Source organism: Streptomyces sp. NPDC033270, assembly GCF_055576575.1.
In genome coordinates, this window is the sequence record NZ_JBVIRA010000017.1 from 43,242 (window position 1) to 62,759 (window position 19,518).

Below are 19,518 nucleotides of genomic sequence, written 5' to 3' on the forward strand. Positions count from 1 at the left end.
TTCAATCATCGAAGTGCGTCTTGGAACCAGCGGTGGAGGCGGTGGTTCCCGTCGCCAGCAGCACCGCCCGATTGCGGGCGGCCGGACGCCCGTCGGGCAGGACATTGAGCTGCCGCGCAGCGTCATAGACGTACGGAGCGGCAACCACCGACCTCACCACCGGACGGGCATATCCCAAAGCAAACGGACGCATACCTTCTCCTTAAAAAACCCACGACCCACCCCCGCGGGAAGAAGCAGAGACAGGGAGACTTCACCAGACAACTCTGCACAGATGACGCGATCATGCGGTCAAACAGTTGCCTGTTTCGATCGAATCCGAAGAACCGCTTGACGCGACAACTCCAAGAACGTAGATGCCGCATGACGGGCGCCACTGAACCGCCTCCCTCCGCACGGCATCACCCTGACCAGCGGGGACAGCAGGGCAGCCCGCCGCCCCCTGCCCTCTCCCCGGCCTGACCCGCCCATTTCGTCCAGGACCGGGGTACCGGCCCGTGATCGCGCGTCACCCCCGCGCGCTGATCCACCAACTCCCCTCCGCCACAAGGAACTTGGCATTGACTGTGCGACCGCCCGATTGACAGGGTGACCGGAACTGACCAAATGCGACAGGGGGAAGCATGGACACCGTGAAAACGACGCATTAGCAGGCGCCGGGAACGGCCGCCCATGAGCCGGGCGAGGTTTGTGAGCACTGCCGTGGGTACGGCGGCCATGCGGCTATGCCGTCCCGGACACCCGGCCCGGTCCGCACCGGTCCACACCGGGGCCACTCCCGCACCGTTCCGCCCCCTGTGCCCTATGCCATCCCACTGCGACACATACGCCCCTCCATCAGGCGGGATGACGTAGGATCGCCAACCAATACGCACAACTTCGAACAACTGTCGCAGTCACCGCATACTCGGAGAATCTCCTCCGTACCAGACCAAGGTGGCCGCACAGGGGGGAAGGAAAACTCGATGAAGTCATCCCGTCTCCGGCGTCGCCTGGCCGGAACCGCGGCAGCCACCGTCCTGGTCGGCGCCGGTGCGCTGGCCGCCGCGCCGTCCGCTGTCGCCAAGGCCAATCTCCTGAGCATCGGCAAGGTCTCGCTCCAGGAGTCGGGCCTCCGGGCGAACGTCACGTACTCCTGCGACCCCGGCATGAACCACCAGTTGGTCGCCAACGCCACCAAGGTCAGCACGACCGGCCACGACGAGTCGATCGCCGCGGGCACCATCAAGAGCGCCAAGCTCACCTGCGACTACAACAGCCACGCGGCGCAGGTCTCGCTGCGCCCGGCCGTCGGTTCGCACTTCACCAAGGGCGACAAGGTGAAGGTCGCGGTCTTCTACTTCGACGAGGACGGGTTCAGCTACGCACGCCAGGAGACGGTCACCGTCCTCTAGGCGCCCACGCACCCACGCCCTTCCGCCCGGCAGACGACGTCCGTCACCTCTCGTCGCCTGCCGGGCGGGAGACGCGGTGGATGGACTGCTTCTTAGCGGCGATCGTGATGATTTCCCGGCTCGTACCGGTGAGGGGTCCGCGATCCCAGTCGCCGTACTGGGCCTCGGCCTCGAAGCCCGCTCGGGCAAGGAAGGCGTTGAGCGTCGTCACCTCCAGGAACCGCAGGCTGGTGCGGTCGACGCGGAGTAGCGCCCCGCCCGGCTCCGCCGTCGACCCGGTGAAGGTGACCACATCGCCGACGACGGATTCGACATGGTGCCAGACGCGCAGCGCGCGGCCGCCGGCGTCGGCGACATCGGAGGCGTTCGACGGGTTCCAGTCGTCCCAGGCACGCGCCTGCGGATGGCGGGTTTCGAACGCGAACCGGCCGCCGTCGCGAAGCGCCGCATGGATCGCCCTCAGGGAAGTGCGCACCTCGATGTCGGTGACGAGGCACTGGAACGCATGGCCAGTCATGGTCACCAAGTCGAATGCGCCGCTCCACCGCCCGGTGGCCGCGGTTCCCTCGACCCACTCGATGTCAGCGCTGCGCCGGGCCCGGCGCAGCGCGGCACGATCGGGGTCCACGCCCACGAGGCGTCCCACGTGCCCCTTCTCGCGGGCTCGGTGCAGCATGGCGCCGGTGCCGCAGCCGACGTCCAGCACCTCGTCCGCGGCCATGACCAGATCCTCGTAGAAGCCGTCGCCGGGCCAGACGGCAGGATTCCACGGGTTCAGCACGTCATAGAGGGCAGCCGCGTCGGCAGCTGAGAACACCGCGACAGTATCCATCGTCCGGTACGGGTGTCGGTGCGTCAGGCGACCTCGGTTCGGGCTGCGTTGTGCGTCGTGGGAGAGGGGCTCGTCAGGTCGGCGAGATGGTGGTCGTCGGAATCGATGCTGCCGTTGATGGCCAGCACGGGGATCGTGATCTTCGCGGCCCGCTTCCACGTATCGAGCACGGGGGACCAGCTGCACCCGGTTCGGTGCTGGTGTGCTTGGCCACGGTGCGGGTGAGCATGCTCCGCAGCCGCCGGGCGACATGCGGGGCGACGTCGTCGAGGGAGCGGTGCGGGCCGGCCGCGCCCTGCATCCATGCGTCGATCCAGCCGCCCACCAGCGGCCCTCGTTGATCCGGCTGACCGGCGACGGCAGAGCGGCCAGCACCGCCGCCCTCGCCCGTGAGCGTGCGCTGCTGCGCCAGGTGGGCGGCGATCTGACCGACGCCGGCGTCGGAGCCTGCGTGCGGGTGCTGACCGAAGTGCTCAGGCGCTTCGACCACGTCGAGGTGAACTGACCTGCGCGCGCCGTGCGGACGGCCGAGCGGTCGGCGGCGATGCCGACCGGAGAGAGAACCTAGGCCTGGGGGCTGGGGTGCAGGACGGCGAACAGTCCCTGGGCGCGGGTGCCGTCCGGCAGGTCCCAGGCGCCGGCGACATGGCCGAGCGCGCCCTGCGGGGGAAGTGACGAGTCGTCGGGGGCAGGTCGCAGTGTGCGGTGCACGTGCAGGGTCACGCCGTGCGGCGTGGTCAGCTCGGTGCCCTCCTGGTTGTCGGTGGTCGCGGTGGTGGAGTCGGTGAGGTTGCGGTCCTCGATGGCGTAGGAGCGGGTGACGTCTTGGTCCGGGGTGTCGCTGATGCTCTGGGCCTGGGCCTGGACCCGGCCCTCGATCAGGGCCAGCAACTGGGCGGTCAGCACCCGGTCGTGGAGGCCGTCGTAGACCCAACGCCGCCCCAGGACTCCGTGCTCCATCGTGCCGACGAGGGCGTGCTCGGCCCCGTCGAGCGGGGCACCGCGATAGGTGAGCGGCACCAGATAGGTGGTCGGGTGAGGGGTGGAGGTGTCGGTGACCACTATGAACTCGATCCCGACCTCGCCCTCCGGGTCGTCCAGCCGAAAACCGCCGGCCTTGGCCAACTGCGGTTCACCCGCGCCGTCGCGGTACCACGGGCGGGTGGGCAGCCAGGAGGTGAGCAGCTCCAGCTTGGTCGGTTTGATGGTGGTGTGGTGGATGACAGCCATGCCGGAGCTTCTCTTCCGTGAGGTGGATACGAGCAGCGACAGCTTTTCATCTGCGCGGCGTCGAGCGGGCGGTTCTGCGGAGGTCAAGATCCTCTGATCGGTTTCGGCCGTGTTGTGCCTGGTCGTGGACCGCCTTGTCGGTGGCGCCCAGGGCCGGTCCGTCGGCTCACCCCAGCCGCACCTCGGACCCGATCGACTGCTCCCGGGCCGCGGTCACGACGAGGGCCGCCGCCGCGGCGTCCTGCGCCGCCACGCCGACGGACTTGTAGAGGGTGATCTGGTCGCGCGAGGAGCGGCCCGGTTTGCTGCCGCTGAGGAGTTCGCCGAGTTCGGCGTGTACGTGCGCTTCGGTGATGACGCCGTCGCGGATCGGGTTCAGCAGATCGCTGCTGCCCGCGGGGAAGGGCGCCAGTGCCGCCTGTCGCGATTCCACGCAGACCAGTGCCTCGGCGATCGTGGCGTCGTCGATCTCCCGGCCGGCCGGGTTGAAGCCCACCGAGGTCACATGTACGCCCGGGGTCAGCCAAGTGCGGCGGATCACGGGGTCGGTGGCGTGGGTGGTCGCGGCGGCGATGTCCGCGCCGTCGAGCGCCTGCGCGTAGGTGGGTGCCGCTTCGACGGGGAGTCGGAGTGCGGCGGCGAGTTCCTCGGCGAGGGCGGCCGCCTTGGTCTCGTTGCGGCCCGCTACGCGGATCTGCCGGATCGGGCGGACCCTGCACATGGCCTCGGCGTGGGACCGGGCCTGGGCGCCGGTCCCCAGGACGGCCAGCACCGAGGCGTCCTCGCGGGCGAGCAGCCGCGCCGAGAGAGCGGAGCAGGCGGCGGTCCGTGCCGCGGTGATGGCCGTGCCGTCGAGCAACGCCACGGGCTCGCCGGTGTCCGGATCGAAGACGACGATCAGGGCCTGATGGGTCGGCAGAGGTGTGCCGGCGTTGTGGGGAAAGACGGAGACCAGCTTGCTCATGAGCACCCCGGCCGACGGCACCCGTCCCGGCATGGCCGCCAGGAAGCCGTCCCGTTCGGGCACCAGCGCGGCGACGCGGTCCGGTGAGGAGGCCCGGCCGGCGCTGAGGTCCGTCATCGCCGACGCCAGGCCGTCGATCAGCGTGTCCACGTCCAGCAGCGCCTCGACCTGCGAGCGACCGAGAACCAGCATCCGCCTCAACCTCCTGATGCAGCCGTACGGCCGGCGGATCGCCTGGCCGCGGAGTCGACCGTAGTCCCGTACGGAAGTCCCGTACGGACCTCCGGGGCGCGGCGTACCGGTTGAGTGCGGATGCGCCGCCAGACTGGCTGTGCGAGCCGCGTTGAGGGAGACGGCTCCTGTGACGAAAGGGACGTGCCCACCATGACCACGGATGCCCACCCCGGTCCGCTGCGCCTGCTTGTCCTCGGTGCGGCGCTGCGGGCCGAATCGACCAATGCCCGTCTGGCGTCCCTGGTCGCGGGGATACTGAGCGATGCCGGTGCCGCCGTGGACCTCGCCGCGATGCGGGAGTTCGACATGCCGCTGTACGACGGTGACCTGGAGTCGGCGCAGGGGCTGCCGGACGGCGCCCTGGCGCTGCGTGACCGGCTGGAGTGGTGCGATGCCTTCGTGCTCGCCTCCCCCGAGTACAACGCCTCCGTACCGGGCGTGGTGAAGAACGCGATCGACTGGGTTTCGCGGGTCCGGCCGCAGCCGTTCAAGACCAAGCACGCGCTGCTCGTGTCCGCCTCGCCGTCCCTGGTGGGCGGCAATCGGGGGCTGTGGGCCCTGCGGGTGCCGCTGGAGCACCTCGGTACCCGGGTCTACCCCGACATGTTCAGCCTTGCCGCGGCCCACAAGGGATTCACCGAGGACGGGCAGCTGACCGACGCCGGGTTGCAGCAGCGCCTCGGCGAGACGGTGACGGCCTTTCTCCGTCTCGTCGAGGCCGATACGCACTATGTCTGCCTGCAGCGCCGGTGGTACGAGTTCCCGGGCGACCGCACGGAGGCGCCGGTGACACAGCGGGCGGAGGACTGACGGGCTCCGACTCGCCGTCGCCGACCGGCCTTCGGGGGTGCACCCGGTCGGCGGCGTTCGGGACGCAGGGAGACACGCGGGCGTTCATGGTGATCTTATGGACACTACACGGATGAATCGCTCACAAAGGACCGTTGCGCGGGCGCTTGCTGTCACCGCTGCCCTGGGCATCGCACTGGCGACAGGGGCGGCGTCGGCCGCGGCCGCGGTCCCCGATCCGGACGCCGCCACCAAGCCCAAGGCCACTGAGCCCCATCAGTCCAAGCCGGCTGGTGGACAGTGGAACCAGGACGGTGAGCAGAGGAGTCCGTACGGCGGTAACCACGAAGACGAGTGCAGTCTCATCATCCTCTGCCTGTGACGATGGCGCGTGCGCGGCAGAGTGCTCGGCTGCGGGCTGACTGTCGGTCAGGCCGCAGCCGAGCGGCTCTCCTCAGCCTCCGACGCGGAGGTAGTGGCCCCAGTACCCCTGGTGGCGGCCGTAGCGGGTGGTGAGTTCGGCGAAGGCGGTGTCGTCGAGGGGGCGGCCGTAGACGCGTTGGGCGGCGCGGGTCATCTCCTTGTCGGGGGTGAGGTGTTCGGTGCGGCCGAGGCCCCGGATGAGCAGGAAGGTGGCCGACCAGGGGCCGATGCCGGGCAGGCTCAGGAGTTGGTCGCGGACCTCGTCGTAGGGGCCGGTGCGCAGGAAGGCCTCGTCCAGGTCGAGCCACTGGCGGGTCGCGCGAGAGAGGTAGCCGGCCTTGCGCTGGTTGCCGATGAGGTGCTGGAGGGCGGGTTCGTCGAGGGCGGCGAGCTGTTCGGCGTCGGGGAAGGCCCAGCGGGTTTCGCCGTCGACGGTGATGCGGTTGCCGACCGCTTCGACCAGGGCCTGCTTCATCTTTCTGGCCACCGGCATGGGGACGCGTTGGCAGAGGATCGCCCAGCACAGCAGTTCCAGCGGTGAGGGGAACTTGACCTGGTGGTAGCCGTGCAGTCGGTCCACGACGCGGGAGAACGGCCGGTCGAGGCGGGCGAGGCGGTAGAAGTCGGTGAGGTCGTCGGCGAGACCGAGGTGGAAGGAGAGCCGGTCCGCGGCGGCCTCGGCGGTGGCGTCGCCGAAGGGGGCGGTGGCGGTCAGGACGCAGTCGACGGCCGGTTCGTCGGGGGCCGCGGTCACGCGGGCGCCCAGGGTGGTGCCGTTCTCGCGCAGGGCGAGCGTCAGGGTGTCCTGCGCGGTGCCCTGCTGCCCGGTCATGGCGGGGAACGCGCGGAGGAAGGCGAGGGAGGCGGAGAAGGAGAAGGGGGGCCGGGCCGCCAGCCGGACGGTGCGGGTGGCGGCGGCTGCCGCTGCGGTGTCGGGTGCGGTCACCGCCCGGCCACTCCCCTGGTCGGTGGTCGCAGGGGAGGTGGCCAGGGCTCCGGCCCCGAGGGATGGGGTGTCGGTCATCACGGTCTCGCTTCGTTCGGTGGCGGCCCGGGGGGGGTCAGACCGCGCGGCCGAGCCACCCGGCCAGGCGGCGGTGGATGTCGGCGTCCTCGGGGACGGGGTGGACCGCGGCGAAGGGCATCTCGCCGCCGCGCGGCTCGGGCGGCAGGACCTTCTGGGCGATGGCGAAGGCCATGCGGGCCAGGTCCTCGTCCAGCTCCGCCTCGGGGGCGATGACCTGGGCGATGTCCCAGGTGTGGGTCACCGTCTCCATCACATAGCCGCCGAGGGCGATCCGGCCCTCGGCCACGCCCCACGGGACCTCGAACTCCGTGGCGAGCTTGTCGTCGTCCGCCCAGGCGGCGGCGGCGCGGGCCCGGGCCCGGCCGACCGCGCCGCCCCAGTCGGTGTCCGCGATCTCGCCGGCCGCCGCGGGGACGTCCATGCCGCGCCCGCCCTCGCCGATGTAGGCGATCCGGTGGAGCGCGCCGACGGTGTGGCTCAGCAGCGCCCGCAGGTCGTACGCCTCGCAGGGGGTCGGCCGGCCGAGGTGGGCGGGGTCGAGGCCGCTCACCAGCTTCTCCAGCTGGTCGACGGCGTTGAGGAACTGGGGGCGGGGGTCGAACGCGTTCATGGGAAGCGCCTCTCGTACGGGGCCCGCGCGGTGGGTGCGGGCCGGTGAGGACCACTCTGCGGGGTGATACCTGACAGGACCCGTCAGGTTTTAGACTGCGCCGCATGAAAGCCGACCGGCTGCTGTCCATCCTGTTGCTGCTGCAGGCCCGCGGCGGCATCCCGGCGACGGAACTCGCCGCCCAGCTGGAGGTGTCGGTCCGTACGATCTACCGGGACGTCGAGGCGCTCTCGGCCGCCGGGGTGCCGGTCTGGGCCGAGCGGGGGCGCAACGGCGGGGTGCGGCTGCTGCCGGGATACCGCACCGACGTGACGGGCCTGACCTCCGACGAGGCCCGGGCGCTGTTCGTGCTGGCGGCCGACGGGGCGCACAAGGCGCTGGGGCTCGGCGGCTCGATCGCCTCCGCGTTGCGCAAGGTGATGGCGGCGCTGCCCCCGGATCACCGGCCGGCGGCGGAGCGGACCAGTGAGCGGATCCTGGTCGACCCGGTGCGGTGGATGCAGGGCCGGTCCGCCGACGTGGAGCTGGGCGAGCTGCAGCGCGCGGTGTTCACCGACCGGCGGCTGCGGCTGCGCTACAGGCGCAGCGGGGAGGCCGAGGCGGGCGAGTACACCGTCGACCCGTACGGCCTGGTGAGCAAGGCCGGGGTCTGGTATCTCGTCGCCGACCGGGACGGTGGGCCGCGGCTGTTCCGGGCGGACCGGGTGCAGGCGGCGACGGTCGAGGAGGAACCGGTCCGCCGGCGCCCGGGGCTGGGACTGGCGGAGGTCTGGACGGCGTTGCGGGACGGGGTGGAGCGGGTCCCCGAGGAGGTGCGGGTGCGCTGCCGGGTGCGGAGCGAGCGGCTGGACATGTTCCTGCGGATCCAGTCGGCCCATCTCGCCGGTCCGCCGACGGACCGGGGCGACGGGTGGGCGGATGTGGAGCTGGCCTTCCGGGCCGTGCGGGCGGCGCGTGCGCTGCTGGTCTTCGGTGCGGATGTGGAGGTGCTGGCGCCCGCCTCGGCGCGTGCGGAACTGGCGGCCGCGGCGGCGGAGGTGACGCGGTTGTACGGGCCGGGTGACGGCGACGGCAGTGGGTGAGGCGCGCAGCGGGCCCGGCGCGCGGTCCACGCGCCGGGAGGTCACCGCCGGTGGCCGGGCGGCCGCTTCAGACCAGCAGTTTCTGGTAGAGGTCCTGCACCTCCGGTGAGGGCTGTACGCCGAGTTCGGCGTCGAGGATGCGCCACAGCCGCTGGTAGGCCTGCAGGGCCTCGGCCCGGCGTCCGCAGTGGTGCAGGGTGCCGATGAGCTGGGCGTGGAAGCCCTCGTTGAGCGGGTTCTCCGACACCAGCGTGCGCAGCTCGGGCACCAGTTCGCGGTGCCGGCCCAGGCGCTGCTGGGCCTCGATGCGGATGCCGACCGCGTTGAGGCGCAGCTCCTGCAGGTAGGTGACGTGTGCGTCGAGGACCTTGCCGATGGGCATGCCCGCGAACGCCGGGCCGCGGGAGAGCCGGAGCGCCTCGGTGATGCGGGTGGCCGCCGATTCGACGTCCCCGCTGCCGAGGAATCCGCTGCCCTGCGCGACCAGGCACTCGAACATGGAGGCGTCCAGGGCGCTGTCGTCGACCGCTATGAGATATCCGGAGGGCCGGGTGACCAATATCCTTTCGGTGTTTTGCAGCCGCAGGCCCGTCGCCAGTGTTTTTCGGGCGTGGTAGACGTACGTCTGGAGTGTGGTGAGAGCGCTCCGCGGAACACGCTCTCCCCACAATTCCGCGATGAGCGTGTCGACGCTCACGGTCTCGTTGTTCCTGGCCAGCAGGAGAGAAAGCATCTGCCCAACCTTTGACCTCCCCACGATCAATGACTGGGCTTCATGAGATATCTCCACCTGTCCGAACACCTTGAACTGCACAGCGGCCCCCCGCTTCCATGCTGTCTGGTCTCAGCGACGTTCTTCGACCGTCCGCCGGAGCCTAACCCCGGCGGTCGGTTTTTCCGGCTCAAGATTCAGTAATTTCCCAGCCCCCCGCAGACGTTGAGGGCCTGTGCGGTGACCGCGCCGGCGCCCGGCGCGACCAGGTACCGCACCATCGCGGCCACTTCGGACGGCTCGACATAGCGTCCGATCGGCACCCGCCCGGTGATGCGCTGATGCACCTCCGACTCGTCCACGCCCCAGACCCCGGCGTAGTGTTCCCGCACCCGTTCCGCCATGGGCGTTTCCACGAATCCGGGGCAGACCGCGTTGACGGTGACCGGCGTCCTGGCGAGCTCCAGCCCCAGTGCCTTGGTGAAGCCCACGACACCGTGCTTCGATGCCGAGTAGGGGGCCGCGTGCACGACCCCTTGTTTACCGCCGGTGGAGGCGATGTTGATGATGCGTCCGTATGCCGCCTCAGCCATTCCACCAAGGGTGAGTACGCGTTTGGTGACGAGAAATACGCTGTTGAGATTGGTGTTGACGACGTCGTACCAGAGGTCGTCGGCTACTTCCGCCGTAGCGCCGCCACCGGGCCGTCCGGCGTTGTTGACGAGGATCTCCACGGGACCGTAGCGGTCCACGCAGGCGCGTACCAGCCGGTCGGCCTCGGCGGCCGAGGTCACGTCGCAGGCGGTGCCGTCGACGTCGAAACCGCAATCCTGGAGCTCCTTGACCGTGGCGGCCACGGCTTCGGGGCGGCGCGAGCAGAGGAAGACCCGGGCGCCGTCCTCGGCGAGAGCCCGGGCGATCTCCAGCCCTATGCCGCTGGTCGCTCCGGTCACCAGTGCCACGCGGTGCTGTGCGCTCATGGTTGTCCCATCCCTTCCGCGATGTCCGTACCTGACTTCGTCGGCACCAGAGAGACCACATGGCGCTGGAGGCTCCCTCGCAGGGCTCTGGAAGGTCGCTCGAAGACCGGTCGCAAGGCCGTCGAAAGGGGAGCGAGGCACGGCCCGGGGCGCCGCCGCGGGCCTCCACCGCGCAGGTGAGCGCCCTTCGAGCGGGGTGGGCGATCGTGGCGCGGCGATCGCATCGTGCGGCGCGAGAGGGGAGATCCATGACCGAGCCGGCAGACGAGACGGCGGGCGACCCGTATCCGAACAAGTGCTATCTGCCCTTCATCCTGTACCCGCCGGGCATGCACCGGACCACCGGCGGCCGGGAATGGCTGGAGTCGCATATCGACATGCGGCAGCAGGGCGGCGACTTCGTGCTGTACATCGGCATCCCGTTCTGCCGTACGCGCTGCAAGTCCTGCCCGTACTTCGCGAGCCTGTTGTCGGAGAAGGACCCCAACGGCCGCGAGGAGCGCTACATCGAGGCCCTGATCACCGACCTCAAGCGGTGGGGTGCCTATCCGAAGTTCGCGACCGGTCTGATCCGCAACATCTTCATCGGCGGCGGCACCGGCAGCATTCTGCGCACCGGGAATCTGCGGCGGCTGGTCGACACCGTCTTCGAGACGTTCCAGGTCGCGGACGACTGCGAGTTCACGCTGGAGGGCAACGCCCGCGACTTCGACGAGGAGAAGATCGACTACGTCGCGGGGTCGAAGATCAACCGGCTCAGCCTGGGTGTCCAGTCCTTCCAGCCGGAACTGCTCGGGGTGATCGGCTCTCCGCACGCCGCGGAGGACAGCGCCCGGGTCATCAAGGAGTTCCAGGCGCGCGGATTCCGCAACATCCAGCTGGACCTGATGTACAACATGCCGGGGCACACGCTCGACATCTGGCGGCGTGACCTGCAGACGCTGTCCACCCTGGACGTCCCGCACTTCACGATCTACCTCTACCGGATCCACCAGGACACCATCCAGGCGAAGCTGATCACCAAGGGCAAGGTGGATCGGCCGGCGGACCCCGAGGGCCCGATGGTGAAGGCGATGTACCGGGAGGCCATCGGTATAGCCGAGGAAATGGGCTACTCGATGTACATGGTCGACCATTTCTGCAAGCCGGGCTACGAGAACATGTACAACCACTGGAACTGGAAGGTGTACATCGACACCCTGGCCGTCGGCCCCGGCTCCTACAGCTACTTCGACGGATACCGGCTGGGCACCGAGACGGACGTCGAGAAGTACGTCGAGACCGTCGAGAGCGGCGACTTCCTCATCAGCACGGTCACCGACGAACTCTCCCCGCGTGTCCAGCGCGAGCGGTACGTGGTCTTCGCCCTGCTGTACTACGAGATCGAGTACGCCTTCTACCGGAGCAAGTTCGGCAGCGACTTCCGCGAGGACTTCGCCGACGAACTGGAACGGCTGGAGCGCAAGGGCCTGGTCGAACTCGCCGAGGACCGGATGCGGTTGACGCGACAGGGGCTGATCTGGCACACGAACGTCATCCTCGAATTCTTCAATCCGGCGTTCTGGAACGACTCGCGGTCGCTGACCGAACCGAACTGGTCGCTCAACGGCGTGATGGTCGAGGTCGGCGCGCACGCCCGCGAGTACTGGCTCGGCGACAAGGACGTGACCTTCTTCCCGCCGCCCGGCGAGGAGGCGGCCCCGGCGGCCGTGACGGCGGCGTCCACCACCCGGCGGGAGGCGGACGGCCGTGACTGAGACCCAGCGGTTCGTCGCGCAGGCGACCGTCACCGTCCATGCGCTGGTGCACGACATCTGGGCGGTGTGGGTGGACGTCAACGCCTGGAAGTCCTGGGACGACGGCATCGACAGCACCCAGCTGCACGGCAACTTCAAGGCCGGCAACAGCTACACCCTCACCCCGCAGGGAGGGCAGCCGCTGACGGTCACCCTCACCTCCGTCACCCAGGGCGAGGAGTTCAGCGACGAGGCCGTGCTGCCGTTCGGCACGCTCGTCACCCACCACCGCATGGAGCCGCTCGGCTCCCGGATCAAGGTGACCCACGAACTCGTCGCGGACATCGCCGACCACACCGTGCCGGCCTTCGCCCGGGACGTCTGGCCGCATCTGCAGAGCGGGCTGGCGCGGTCGCTGGTCAACCTCGCCGACCTCGTCGGCAGCGACTGAGGGCCGGGCGGCGATGGGGGATCACCACGCCGGCTCCGGCACCCGGCCCGCGACCAGGCTGGCCGACCTGCTGCTGGGGCCGGGCCCGGAGTCCGGTACCGGGGCCGGCGGGGCGTTCCGGCTGACCGAGCCGGGACGCACCTACACCCGGCAGCAGCTCGCCGACACCGCCGGGCGCTGCGCCCAGCAGCTGCGCCGGCACGGTCTGGCCCGCGGCGACCGGGTGCTGGCCCTGCTCGACCACGACGCGCGCGGTATCGCCTTCCTCGCCGCGGCCGGGGCACTGGGCCTGCGGGTACTGATGCCCTACAACCTGCGGGCCGCGGCGCTGCCGGAGTGGCGCACCATCGTCGCCGACGCCCGCCCCGACGCCGTCGTCCACCTCCAGCGCGACGACGGCGACGCCGGCCGGCTCGCCGGGGTACGCGCCCTGGGCGGGCTCGGGCCGCGGGTGCTCGTCCTCCCCGAGGAGACCGCGCACGCGCGGCCCGGCGAGGCCGCCACTCCCCTGCCGGTCGGCCCGCCGGAGCCGGTCGAGAACTTCCTGACGCTCTTCACGAGCGGTTCGACCGGCTCGCCCAAGGCCGTCAGCGTCTCCGAGGCGCTGGTGTGCCGACGGGTGCGCAGCGTGACCCGCATGCTGCGGTTCGGGCCCGGCGCCCGGGTGTTCCTGTCCGGGCTGCTCAACAACACGACCGGGGTGATCTTCTCCTTCGGGGCGCTGCTGCACGACGCCGAGCTGATCGTGCCGCAGAGCCGGGACCCCGCGCGCTGGGCGGCGGAGGTCGCCGCTCACCGGGCCACGCACATCATGCTGCGGCCGCTGGCGTTGCGCCGCTTCCTCGACGGCGCCGAGGCGGGCCCGGCCGACCTGTCCGGGCTGCGGGTGGTCGCCTACGGCGCGGCCGCCATGCCGCGGAGCCTGCTCGAACGCGGCCGGCGGGCCATGCCGTGCGCGTGGGTGCAGGGCTACGGCCTGAGCGAGACGTACGGGCCGTTCTGCTGGCTGGACGAGGCCGCCCACCGCGCGGGGCGCCAGCTGCGCGGCGCGTACAACGTGGGGCGGCCCGACGACACCCTGGAGGTGCGTCTGGACCCGCTGCCGGGCCATCCGCCGGAGGTGGGCGAGGTCCTGGTGCGCGGCGACGCCGTCATGGAGGGGTACCTCGATGTGGCCTCCGGCGTGGTCGAGCCGCCGGGCCGGTGGCTGCGCACCGGTGACGTGGCCGCCTGGAGCCCGGACGGCGATCTGCTGCTCAAGGGGCGGCTGAACGGCTCGGTGATGAGCGCGAACGGCCACCGGGTCTACCCCGAGGAGGTCGAGGCGGTACTCGCCGGGCTGCCCGGGGTGCGGGAGGTGGCACTGGTCGCGCTGGCCGGCCCCGAGACGCTGTCCGAGTGCCCGGTGGCCTGCGTCTCGGGCCCCCTGGGAACCCGCCCGGCCACGGAGGTCCGGGCGGCGGTGACGGCCGCGCTGAGCGGGGTGCTCAGCCGGGAGAAGTGGCCCGACCTGGTGTACGCGAGCGCCGCCCCCTTCCCCAAGAGCGGCAACGACAAGGTGCTCCGCGCCGAGGTCGCCCGGCGACTCGACCGCGGCGCGCTGATCGAACTTTGACTCCTCTCCCTCGTAGACGAGGGGGATTCCTAGCTCACGTCGCCTGCGGCCCGGCGGACCAGCAGGTCTTACACGATCAGCACTAGCCGGGTACGAGACCAGCCCGGACCAGCATCACGCGGGCGGAGTTCTTGTCTCTGGGCGAGACGGCTCCGCACGCGGTGCAGGCATACGTTCTCTCGGAAAGAGGTAGTGCGTGCTTGGTTCTCGCTCCGCACTGCGCACAATCCATGGTGGTGTGCGCGGGGTGCACCAGGTGCACGGCCCTGCCGTGCTTACGGCCCATCTCGATCAGAGCCTTCTTCACGGCGCCGATCGCCGCGTCAGCAGCCTTGCGGGCCATAGTGGTACGGCTGAGGAACTTCGGGCGGAAGTCCTCCACGGCGAGGGCGTCATGGCCGGTCACGACCTTCTTGGCCCACTTGCGGCCGGTGTCCTGCCGCTGGCGGGCGATCTTCTTGTGCAGCTTCGCCCGCAGCCTCTTCGCCTCGCGGTAGCCCTGCGAGGCGGCGTGGCCCTTCTTCGGCCTGCGCCGGGCCATCATGCGGTCGTACCGCGTCAGCTTCGCCGCAGCCTTCGTCCCGTGCCGTGCGTGGGGAAGGTCGTACTCGTCGGACGTGGTGGTCGCGGTCTCCTTGACGCCCCAGTCGATGCCGATCACACGGCTGGTGGAAGGCAGGGTCTCGGTCGGCGCGGGGACGACGAAGCTCGCCCACCAATGCCCCACAGTGTCGCGATACACCCGCACACTGGACGGCGGCACGGGCAGCTCACGCGACCACACCGGGCGTACGACGATCCCGCCCGCGAGGTGCAGGCACCCGTCCTTCAACCGGAACCCGCGCCGCGTGTAGTTCAGAGTCGGAAGGGCATCGCGCTTCTTCTTGTACTTCGGCATCCCGGCCCGCTGCCGCACCGGCAGCCGGTCCTTGATGTCCTTGAGGGCCTTGGCTCGGGACCTGCCGAAGTCGCGTATCAGCTGCTGCTGAGGAACCGAACTTCCCTCACGCAGCCACGACGTCATCCTGCGGGCGTCGGTCAACATCCTGTCGAGCCGAGCCGGACCGCAGGCCAGCTTCTCGCCTGTGGCCTTCGCCGCCTGGTGGACCTGCTGGGACTTCGCCACGCACTCATTCCACACCCAGCGGCACCGGTCCCACTCGGCCTCGAGTGCCCGCCGGGCCGACACCGACAGGCGAACACGGAAGGTGTACCGGGCGTGCCCGGCGCTTTCCGCCGCCACTTCCGTCGTCATGCACCCGAACCTACCCGGGAGGGCTGACAGTTGAGCCCTATCGATCTTTGCGGTGCCCCTCACCAGCGCGGATGGCGGGCACCGAACCACCCGGCGACGATCCGACTCTGCCCGCCCCACTCCGCGGGAAGCCGGATTCTCCCCCTCAAGCGGCAGGTGTCCCCACCCCAGACTGACGCCTGGGACACCCTCCAGGAGGTTCGGTGACCCGCCGCCGCGCGGCCCGCCCGGCCGCGCGGCACACTACCGTCGAAGAGCAGGAGTTGTGTGCCATGCGCTACCACCTGTCCCACTCCGTCGTCTGTGCCGCCCCGCCGGGGCGGGTGTACGACGTGATCCGCTGTTCGGCCGACTGGCCGCGGATCTTCGCACCGTGCCAGGCCGTTACCGTGCTCGAACAGGAGCCGGACCGCGAACTGGTCGAGATCCGCGCCCTGGTGGGCGGCGCACCGATGACCTGGCGCTCGCGGCGCCGGTTCCTGCCGGAGGTGTACGGCGTGCGGGCAGAGGTGGTGGAGCCGATGAAGCTGGTCGCCGCGATGACCACCGAGTGGCGGGTGGTCGCGGTCAACGCCCAGCAGAGCCTGCTGTTGCTGGAGCACGCCTACGACCTGTGCGAGGACGTCGCCGGGCAGGTCGAGGGCGTCACCACCCGGGAGCAGGCGGAGCGCTTCATCGAGTCCGCGATAGACGCCAACTCCGCGACGGAGCTGGGCAACATCAAGGCCGCGGTCGAACGGCCCGCGCCGCCCGCCGCCGAACGCGACTGCCACGCGCGGCACTCCGTCGTCGTCGGCGCGCCGGCCGACGCGGTGTACGGGCTGATCCGGGACACCGCCCACTGGCCGCGGATCTTCGACGCCTGCCTGGGCGCGGCCACCGTCGGCTCGGACGCCACCGGCGAGCTGGTGCGCATCGAGGCGGCGCAGGACGGGCGGACCGTGGCCTGGGAGACCCGGCGCCGGTACCACGACGCGATCCGCCGGATCGACTACCACCTGCCGGTGCCGATGCCGTTCGTCGCGTCGATGCGCGGTGAGTGGCGGGTGGTGCCGCTGGGGCCGGAGCGCTGTCTGCTGACCGTGGACCGGCACTGGCGGATGCTCGACGACGTCCGGGGCGTCCGCGACGGGGTGACGACCGTGGCGGAGGCCGCCGCGGTGGTCCGCGACTTCGTCGAGACCAATGCGGCCGCCGAGATGACGGCGCTGCGTGCCTACGCCGAGGACGGCATCGACACCCTCACCGAGGTCACCACCCGTATGTCGCTGCCGTACCCCCCGGACGCGGTGTACGCCCTGCTCGCCGACGTGGCGGGCTGGCCGAAGCTGCTGCCGCACTGCGAGGGGCTGGAGTTGCGCCACGACGACGGGCGCCACCAGGAGTTCGTGCTGGAGGTGCGGACCGCCGCCGGGGCCGAGACGTTCCGCAGTGTGCGGCACTGCGACGCCGAGCGGCTGTCGATCGTCTACTTCCAGCCGGAGCCGCCGCCGCTGCTGCTGCGCCACGAGGGCAGCTGGCAGGTGCGGGCCGCCGCCGGTGGCGGCAGCGAGGTGGTGTCCCGGCACACCGCCGTGCTCGACGCGGTGGCCTGCGAGAAGGCCTTCGGCACGGCCGAGCTGCGGGAGGGCAGGCGGCGGGTGCGCGACATGCTGGACGGCAACAGCCGGCGGACCGTGGAGGCGTGCGCGCGGGTGCTGGGAGGCCGGTCGCGGGCCGCCGACGGCGCCGCGGCCCCCGCGCCGGACGGGCACGGTGCCTAGCGCACCGCCGGCCGTCCGGCCGGCCCGGCTGCCCGAGCCGCTCTTCCGCGCCTGCGGCTACTTCCTGCCGCGGCTGCTGTTCCTGCGCTCGCGCTACGCCCCGCAGGTCGGCTGGGGCGATGTCGCGGTTGCTCTGGACGGGTTCCCCTGCGACGACCTCGATCTGGCGTCGGCCGCGTTCTGGGACGAGTGGCGGCGGCGCTGGACCTCGCTCGGCGACCGCTACGCGCGGCTGGCCGGCGGCTCGTCGACCGCCGCGGGCCGGGCGCGGGCCGCCCGGGCCGCCGCCGGCTGCTACCACTGGGCGGAGTTCATGTACTTCGACGACGCCCGGCGCAAGTCCCGGCTGCGCGCGAAGGTCCGCGAGTTCTTCCTCGCCGGCCTGGAGGGCGCGGACCTGGACTTCGAGGCGGGCGAGCTGCCCGCGGGTGAGGCCGGCCCGGAGCCGGTCCCGTACTGGCTGGTGCTGCCGCCCGCGCACCGGCGGCCGGCCGGCCCGCTGCCCTGCGTGGTGCTGTCGAACGGGCTGGACTCGATGACCGAGGTGGAGGTGCTGGCGCTGGCGGAGACCTATCTGGACCGGGGCATGGCGGCGCTGCTGTTCGACGGGCCCGGCCAGGGTCTGCAGGTCGGCCGCACACCGCTGCGCATCGAGATGGAGGGTGTGATCGCGGCGCTGGTGGAGCGGTTGCGCGCGGACCACCGGATCGCGTCGAACCGGCTCGGCTTCTTCGGGGTCAGCTTCGGCGGGTACTTCGCGCTGCGCGTGGCGCGGTCGCTCGGGCACGCGTTCGCGTGTGTGGTCAATGCCTCCGGCGGGCCGCGGATCGCGCCGTACGACGAACTGCCGCGCCGTCTGAAGGACGACTTCCGCTTCGCGTTCATGGGTGGCGACGCCGCCGACATGCGCGTGCGCCTCGCGGCACTCGCCCTTGACGTCGGCGGCCCGATCGGCACGGAGGTGCTGAGCATCCACGGTGCGCTGGACGACATCTTCCCGCTCACGGCTCTGGAGGAGCTCGACCGTGCCTGGGGCCCGCGCCACCGGCTGCTGACGTATCCCGGCGAGGCGCATGTGTGTCTGAACATGATCGAGGCCTGGAGCCTGGAGGCCGCCGACTGGGTCGCCGGGCGGCTGCTGCCCCCGGGCGGGCCGGCATGACGGGCGGCGGCGGGCGCCGCCCGGCAATGAGCCCACCACCGCAACAAAAGGAGATGCCATGGCCCTGACGATCCCGACCGGTCTGGTCGCCCTCGTGACGGGCGGTGCCGGCGGTATCGGCACCGCCGTCTGCCAGCGGCTGGCCGCCGACGGCCACCATGTCGTGGTGGCCGCCTTCACCGGCGACGCCGCCGCGAAGCAACTGGTCGCCACGATCGAGCAGTCGGGGGGCACCGCCGAGGCGGTGCACCTCGATGTGACCGACGCCGACCAGGTGTCCGCCGTCTTCGCCGGTGTCCTGGCGCGCCACGGCCGGCTCGATGTCGTGGTCAACAACGCCGGGACGACCGCGCCCCGGCCGCTCGCGGAGACCGAGGAGGAGCACTACGAGCGGGTCTTCGACGTCAATGTGCGCGGGGCGCTGAACGTCCTGCGGGAGGCGAGCCGTCATCTGACGGAGTGGGGGCGGATCGTCGGCATCTCCTCCACGCTCGTCCACGCGCCGATCGCCGGGTCCGGCCTGTACGCCGCGAGCAAGGCCGCGCTGGAACTGCTGGGCACGGTCGCCGCGAAGGAGCTGGGCGCCCGCGGCATCACCGTCAACTCCCTGCGGGTGGGGCCGACCGTGCCCGGCATGTTCGACCGGGCGCCCGCCGAGCGGCAGGCGGCGATGGCCGAGGCGTCACCGTTCAAGCGGCTCGGGCAGCCGCAGGACGTGGCCGATGTGATCGCGTTCCTGGTGAGCGACGCCGGCCGGTGGATCACCGGCCAGGTCATCACCGTGGACGGCGGCGCGACGCCGTAGGGCCTGCCCATCGGACGGGTCCTAGGGCCTGTCCGATGGGTCAGGGTCGGAGAGGCCGCGGCCATGACCCATCGGACAGGCCCTAGCCCAGCCATCGCGCCGATGACCACCACGGGGGAACGGAGAGCAGGGTGCTGGTACGCATCACCAAGGGCGAGCCGACGACGGAGGAACTGGCGGCGCTGACCGCCGCGCTGGTCGGCGCGTTGGCGCGGCGGCCGCCGCCTCGGCGCGGCCGGCCGGCCCCGCACGGCGAGCGCTACGCCGGGTGGCAGCGCCTGGAGCGGCTGCCCCGCCATGCCGCGCCGGGCAGTTGGCGGCGCGGCCACTGACCGGTGACGGCGAGGGCGCCCGCGGGCGGGGGGGGCGGGGGGCCGTGTGCCGTCCCTTTCCCACCCCGCCACCGAGGAGCGTTCCCCTCTTTTGTTCCACCCTCTCCTCCCCAAACCAAAGG

The 19,518-nt window shown here is 71.2% G+C and carries 21 protein-coding genes and 1 pseudogene; 12 read left to right on the forward strand and 10 right to left on the reverse strand.

Going from position 1 to position 19,518, the window contains the following annotated elements; all coding sequences use genetic code 11:
• Nucleotide 1: 1 nt before the first annotated feature.
• Nucleotides 2-193 (reverse strand): putative ATP-grasp-modified RiPP, encoded by a 192-nt coding sequence (tgmA, locus tag ACZ5XZ_RS23165; protein WP_384441964.1) that lies wholly within the window; start codon nucleotides 191-193, stop codon nucleotides 2-4.
• A 772-nt stretch (nucleotides 194-965) separates the two neighbouring features.
• On the opposite strand from tgmA, the gene ACZ5XZ_RS23170 reads away from it, so the two are divergent.
• Nucleotides 966-1,394, forward strand: coding sequence for a hypothetical protein (locus ACZ5XZ_RS23170; protein ID WP_468980970.1), 429 nt, complete (start codon nucleotides 966-968; stop codon nucleotides 1,392-1,394).
• A 43-nt stretch (nucleotides 1,395-1,437) separates the two neighbouring features.
• Here the strand turns inward: ACZ5XZ_RS23170 and ACZ5XZ_RS23175 are convergent, their stop codons facing one another.
• Both ACZ5XZ_RS23175 and ACZ5XZ_RS23180 read right to left on the reverse strand, forming a co-directional pair.
• Nucleotides 1,438-2,226, reverse strand: coding sequence for a class I SAM-dependent methyltransferase (locus tag ACZ5XZ_RS23175; RefSeq protein ID WP_468980972.1), 789 nt, complete (start codon nucleotides 2,224-2,226; stop codon nucleotides 1,438-1,440).
• A gap of 23 nt (nucleotides 2,227-2,249) precedes the next feature.
• The gene (locus ACZ5XZ_RS23180) at nucleotides 2,250-2,396 is read right to left on the reverse strand and encodes a hypothetical protein (RefSeq protein ID WP_468980973.1); all 147 of its coding nucleotides are present in this window, start codon (nucleotides 2,394-2,396) and stop codon (nucleotides 2,250-2,252) included.
• A gap of 32 nt (nucleotides 2,397-2,428) precedes the next feature.
• Between ACZ5XZ_RS23180 and ACZ5XZ_RS23185 the strand changes: the two genes are divergently transcribed.
• Entirely contained in the window at nucleotides 2,429-2,731 is a 303-nt protein-coding gene (locus ACZ5XZ_RS23185; protein ID WP_468980975.1) for a hypothetical protein, read from the forward strand.
• Nucleotides 2,732-2,790: 59 nt separating this feature from the next.
• On the opposite strand, the gene ACZ5XZ_RS23190 is transcribed toward ACZ5XZ_RS23185, so the two are convergent.
• The gene (locus ACZ5XZ_RS23190; protein ID WP_468980977.1) at nucleotides 2,791-3,456 is read right to left on the reverse strand and encodes a maltokinase N-terminal cap-like domain-containing protein; all 666 of its coding nucleotides are present in this window, start codon (nucleotides 3,454-3,456) and stop codon (nucleotides 2,791-2,793) included.
• A 166-nt stretch (nucleotides 3,457-3,622) separates the two neighbouring features.
• Nucleotides 3,623-4,612 carry an ornithine cyclodeaminase family protein gene (locus tag ACZ5XZ_RS23195; protein WP_468980980.1) on the reverse strand — a complete coding sequence of 330 codons (990 nt, stop codon included), beginning with the start codon at nucleotides 4,610-4,612 and terminating at the stop codon, nucleotides 3,623-3,625.
• A gap of 192 nt (nucleotides 4,613-4,804) precedes the next feature.
• Here ACZ5XZ_RS23195 and ACZ5XZ_RS23200 point away from each other — a divergent pair, with 192 nt between their 5' ends.
• Together ACZ5XZ_RS23200 and ACZ5XZ_RS23205 are read left to right on the forward strand one after the other, a co-directional pair.
• Complete coding sequence (locus ACZ5XZ_RS23200) at nucleotides 4,805-5,464, forward strand: NADPH-dependent FMN reductase (RefSeq protein WP_468980983.1); 660 nt, start codon at nucleotides 4,805-4,807, stop codon at nucleotides 5,462-5,464.
• Nucleotides 5,465-5,576: 112 nt separating this feature from the next.
• Nucleotides 5,577-5,825: a hypothetical protein gene (locus tag ACZ5XZ_RS23205; protein WP_468980985.1), complete on the forward strand. Its 249-nt coding sequence runs from the start codon at nucleotides 5,577-5,579 to the stop codon at nucleotides 5,823-5,825.
• A gap of 72 nt (nucleotides 5,826-5,897) precedes the next feature.
• On the opposite strand, the gene ACZ5XZ_RS23210 is transcribed toward ACZ5XZ_RS23205, so the two are convergent.
• Together ACZ5XZ_RS23210 and ACZ5XZ_RS23215 are read right to left on the reverse strand one after the other, a co-directional pair.
• A complete protein-coding gene (locus ACZ5XZ_RS23210) occupies nucleotides 5,898-6,890 on the reverse strand; it encodes a DNA-3-methyladenine glycosylase family protein (RefSeq protein ID WP_468980988.1) in 993 nt (330 codons plus the stop codon).
• Nucleotides 6,891-6,927: 37 nt separating this feature from the next.
• Entirely contained in the window at nucleotides 6,928-7,503 is a 576-nt protein-coding gene (locus ACZ5XZ_RS23215) for a TIGR03086 family metal-binding protein (RefSeq protein ID WP_468980991.1), read from the reverse strand.
• Nucleotides 7,504-7,607: 104 nt separating this feature from the next.
• Between ACZ5XZ_RS23215 and ACZ5XZ_RS23220 the strand changes: the two genes are divergently transcribed.
• Nucleotides 7,608-8,585 carry a helix-turn-helix transcriptional regulator gene (locus ACZ5XZ_RS23220; protein WP_468980994.1) on the forward strand — a complete coding sequence of 326 codons (978 nt, stop codon included), beginning with the start codon at nucleotides 7,608-7,610 and terminating at the stop codon, nucleotides 8,583-8,585.
• Between the two features lie 67 nt (nucleotides 8,586-8,652).
• Here ACZ5XZ_RS23220 and ACZ5XZ_RS23225 read toward each other — a convergent pair whose 3' ends face one another.
• Nucleotides 8,653-9,318 (reverse strand): AfsR/SARP family transcriptional regulator, encoded by a 666-nt coding sequence (locus ACZ5XZ_RS23225; RefSeq protein WP_468980996.1) that lies wholly within the window; start codon nucleotides 9,316-9,318, stop codon nucleotides 8,653-8,655.
• A 176-nt stretch (nucleotides 9,319-9,494) separates the two neighbouring features.
• Nucleotides 9,495-10,277, reverse strand: a complete 783-nt coding sequence (locus ACZ5XZ_RS23230; RefSeq protein ID WP_468980998.1) for an SDR family NAD(P)-dependent oxidoreductase — start codon at nucleotides 10,275-10,277, stop codon at nucleotides 9,495-9,497.
• Nucleotides 10,278-10,525: 248 nt separating this feature from the next.
• Here ACZ5XZ_RS23230 and ACZ5XZ_RS23235 point away from each other — a divergent pair, with 248 nt between their 5' ends.
• The 3 genes from ACZ5XZ_RS23235 to ACZ5XZ_RS23245 are packed head-to-tail and all read left to right on the forward strand — an operon-like array spanning nucleotide 10,526 to nucleotide 14,079.
• Nucleotides 10,526-12,034 (forward strand): coproporphyrinogen-III oxidase family protein, encoded by a 1,509-nt coding sequence (locus ACZ5XZ_RS23235; protein WP_468981000.1) that lies wholly within the window; start codon nucleotides 10,526-10,528, stop codon nucleotides 12,032-12,034.
• Complete coding sequence (locus ACZ5XZ_RS23240; RefSeq protein WP_468981003.1) at nucleotides 12,027-12,464, forward strand: SRPBCC family protein; 438 nt, start codon at nucleotides 12,027-12,029, stop codon at nucleotides 12,462-12,464. The genes ACZ5XZ_RS23235 and ACZ5XZ_RS23240 overlap by 8 nt, the downstream gene beginning before the upstream one ends.
• Before the next feature lie 13 nt (nucleotides 12,465-12,477).
• Nucleotides 12,478-14,079 (forward strand): class I adenylate-forming enzyme family protein, encoded by a 1,602-nt coding sequence (locus ACZ5XZ_RS23245; RefSeq protein WP_468981006.1) that lies wholly within the window; start codon nucleotides 12,478-12,480, stop codon nucleotides 14,077-14,079.
• 51 nt (nucleotides 14,080-14,130) lie between these two features.
• On the opposite strand, the pseudogene ACZ5XZ_RS23250 reads toward ACZ5XZ_RS23245, so the two are convergent.
• Nucleotides 14,131-15,334: pseudogene (locus ACZ5XZ_RS23250) on the reverse strand (RNA-guided endonuclease InsQ/TnpB family protein); the annotation flags it as partial.
• A gap of 203 nt (nucleotides 15,335-15,537) precedes the next feature.
• On the opposite strand from ACZ5XZ_RS23250, the gene ACZ5XZ_RS23255 reads away from it, so the two are divergent.
• The 4 genes from ACZ5XZ_RS23255 to ACZ5XZ_RS23270 all read left to right on the forward strand — a co-directional run bounded on the left by ACZ5XZ_RS23255 (nucleotide 15,538) and on the right by ACZ5XZ_RS23270 (nucleotide 19,396).
• Complete coding sequence (locus tag ACZ5XZ_RS23255) at nucleotides 15,538-17,097, forward strand: SRPBCC family protein (RefSeq protein ID WP_468981009.1); 1,560 nt, start codon at nucleotides 15,538-15,540, stop codon at nucleotides 17,095-17,097.
• Nucleotides 17,090-18,259, forward strand: a complete 1,170-nt coding sequence (locus ACZ5XZ_RS23260; RefSeq protein ID WP_468981011.1) for an alpha/beta hydrolase family protein — start codon at nucleotides 17,090-17,092, stop codon at nucleotides 18,257-18,259. The genes ACZ5XZ_RS23255 and ACZ5XZ_RS23260 overlap by 8 nt, the downstream gene beginning before the upstream one ends.
• A gap of 58 nt (nucleotides 18,260-18,317) precedes the next feature.
• On the forward strand, nucleotides 18,318-19,064 hold the full coding sequence (locus ACZ5XZ_RS23265; protein WP_468981013.1) for an SDR family NAD(P)-dependent oxidoreductase: 747 nt from the start codon (nucleotides 18,318-18,320) through the stop codon (nucleotides 19,062-19,064).
• 131 nt (nucleotides 19,065-19,195) lie between these two features.
• On the forward strand, nucleotides 19,196-19,396 hold the full coding sequence (locus ACZ5XZ_RS23270) for an acyl-CoA carboxylase subunit epsilon (RefSeq protein ID WP_468981015.1): 201 nt from the start codon (nucleotides 19,196-19,198) through the stop codon (nucleotides 19,394-19,396).
• The last annotated feature ends 122 nt before the right edge of the window (nucleotides 19,397-19,518 follow it).

Excerpts from the sequence above, each read along its gene's own strand:
- ACZ5XZ_RS23170 (WP_468980970.1), top strand. The coding sequence starts at position 966 with ATGAAGTCATCCCGTCTCCGGCGTCGCCTGGCCGGAACCGCGGCAGCC.
- ACZ5XZ_RS23265 (WP_468981013.1), top strand. The coding sequence starts at position 18,318 with ATGGCCCTGACGATCCCGACCGGTCTGGTCGCCCTCGTGACGGGCGGT.
- ACZ5XZ_RS23215 (WP_468980991.1), bottom strand. The coding sequence starts at position 7,503 with ATGAACGCGTTCGACCCCCGCCCCCAGTTCCTCAACGCCGTCGACCAG.
- ACZ5XZ_RS23220 (WP_468980994.1), top strand. The coding sequence starts at position 7,608 with ATGAAAGCCGACCGGCTGCTGTCCATCCTGTTGCTGCTGCAGGCCCGC.
- tgmA (WP_384441964.1), bottom strand. The coding sequence starts at position 193 with ATGCGTCCGTTTGCTTTGGGATATGCCCGTCCGGTGGTGAGGTCGGTG.
- ACZ5XZ_RS23235 (WP_468981000.1), top strand. The coding sequence starts at position 10,526 with ATGACCGAGCCGGCAGACGAGACGGCGGGCGACCCGTATCCGAACAAG.
- ACZ5XZ_RS23230 (WP_468980998.1), bottom strand. The coding sequence starts at position 10,277 with ATGAGCGCACAGCACCGCGTGGCACTGGTGACCGGAGCGACCAGCGGC.
- ACZ5XZ_RS23245 (WP_468981006.1), top strand. The coding sequence starts at position 12,478 with ATGGGGGATCACCACGCCGGCTCCGGCACCCGGCCCGCGACCAGGCTG.
- ACZ5XZ_RS23225 (WP_468980996.1), bottom strand. The coding sequence starts at position 9,318 with ATGCTTTCTCTCCTGCTGGCCAGGAACAACGAGACCGTGAGCGTCGAC.
- ACZ5XZ_RS23195 (WP_468980980.1), bottom strand. The coding sequence starts at position 4,612 with ATGCTGGTTCTCGGTCGCTCGCAGGTCGAGGCGCTGCTGGACGTGGAC.
- ACZ5XZ_RS23190 (WP_468980977.1), bottom strand. The coding sequence starts at position 3,456 with ATGGCTGTCATCCACCACACCACCATCAAACCGACCAAGCTGGAGCTG.
- ACZ5XZ_RS23210 (WP_468980988.1), bottom strand. The coding sequence starts at position 6,890 with ATGACCGACACCCCATCCCTCGGGGCCGGAGCCCTGGCCACCTCCCCT.
- ACZ5XZ_RS23205 (WP_468980985.1), top strand. The coding sequence starts at position 5,577 with ATGAATCGCTCACAAAGGACCGTTGCGCGGGCGCTTGCTGTCACCGCT.
- ACZ5XZ_RS23200 (WP_468980983.1), top strand. The coding sequence starts at position 4,805 with ATGACCACGGATGCCCACCCCGGTCCGCTGCGCCTGCTTGTCCTCGGT.
- ACZ5XZ_RS23175 (WP_468980972.1), bottom strand. The coding sequence starts at position 2,226 with ATGGATACTGTCGCGGTGTTCTCAGCTGCCGACGCGGCTGCCCTCTAT.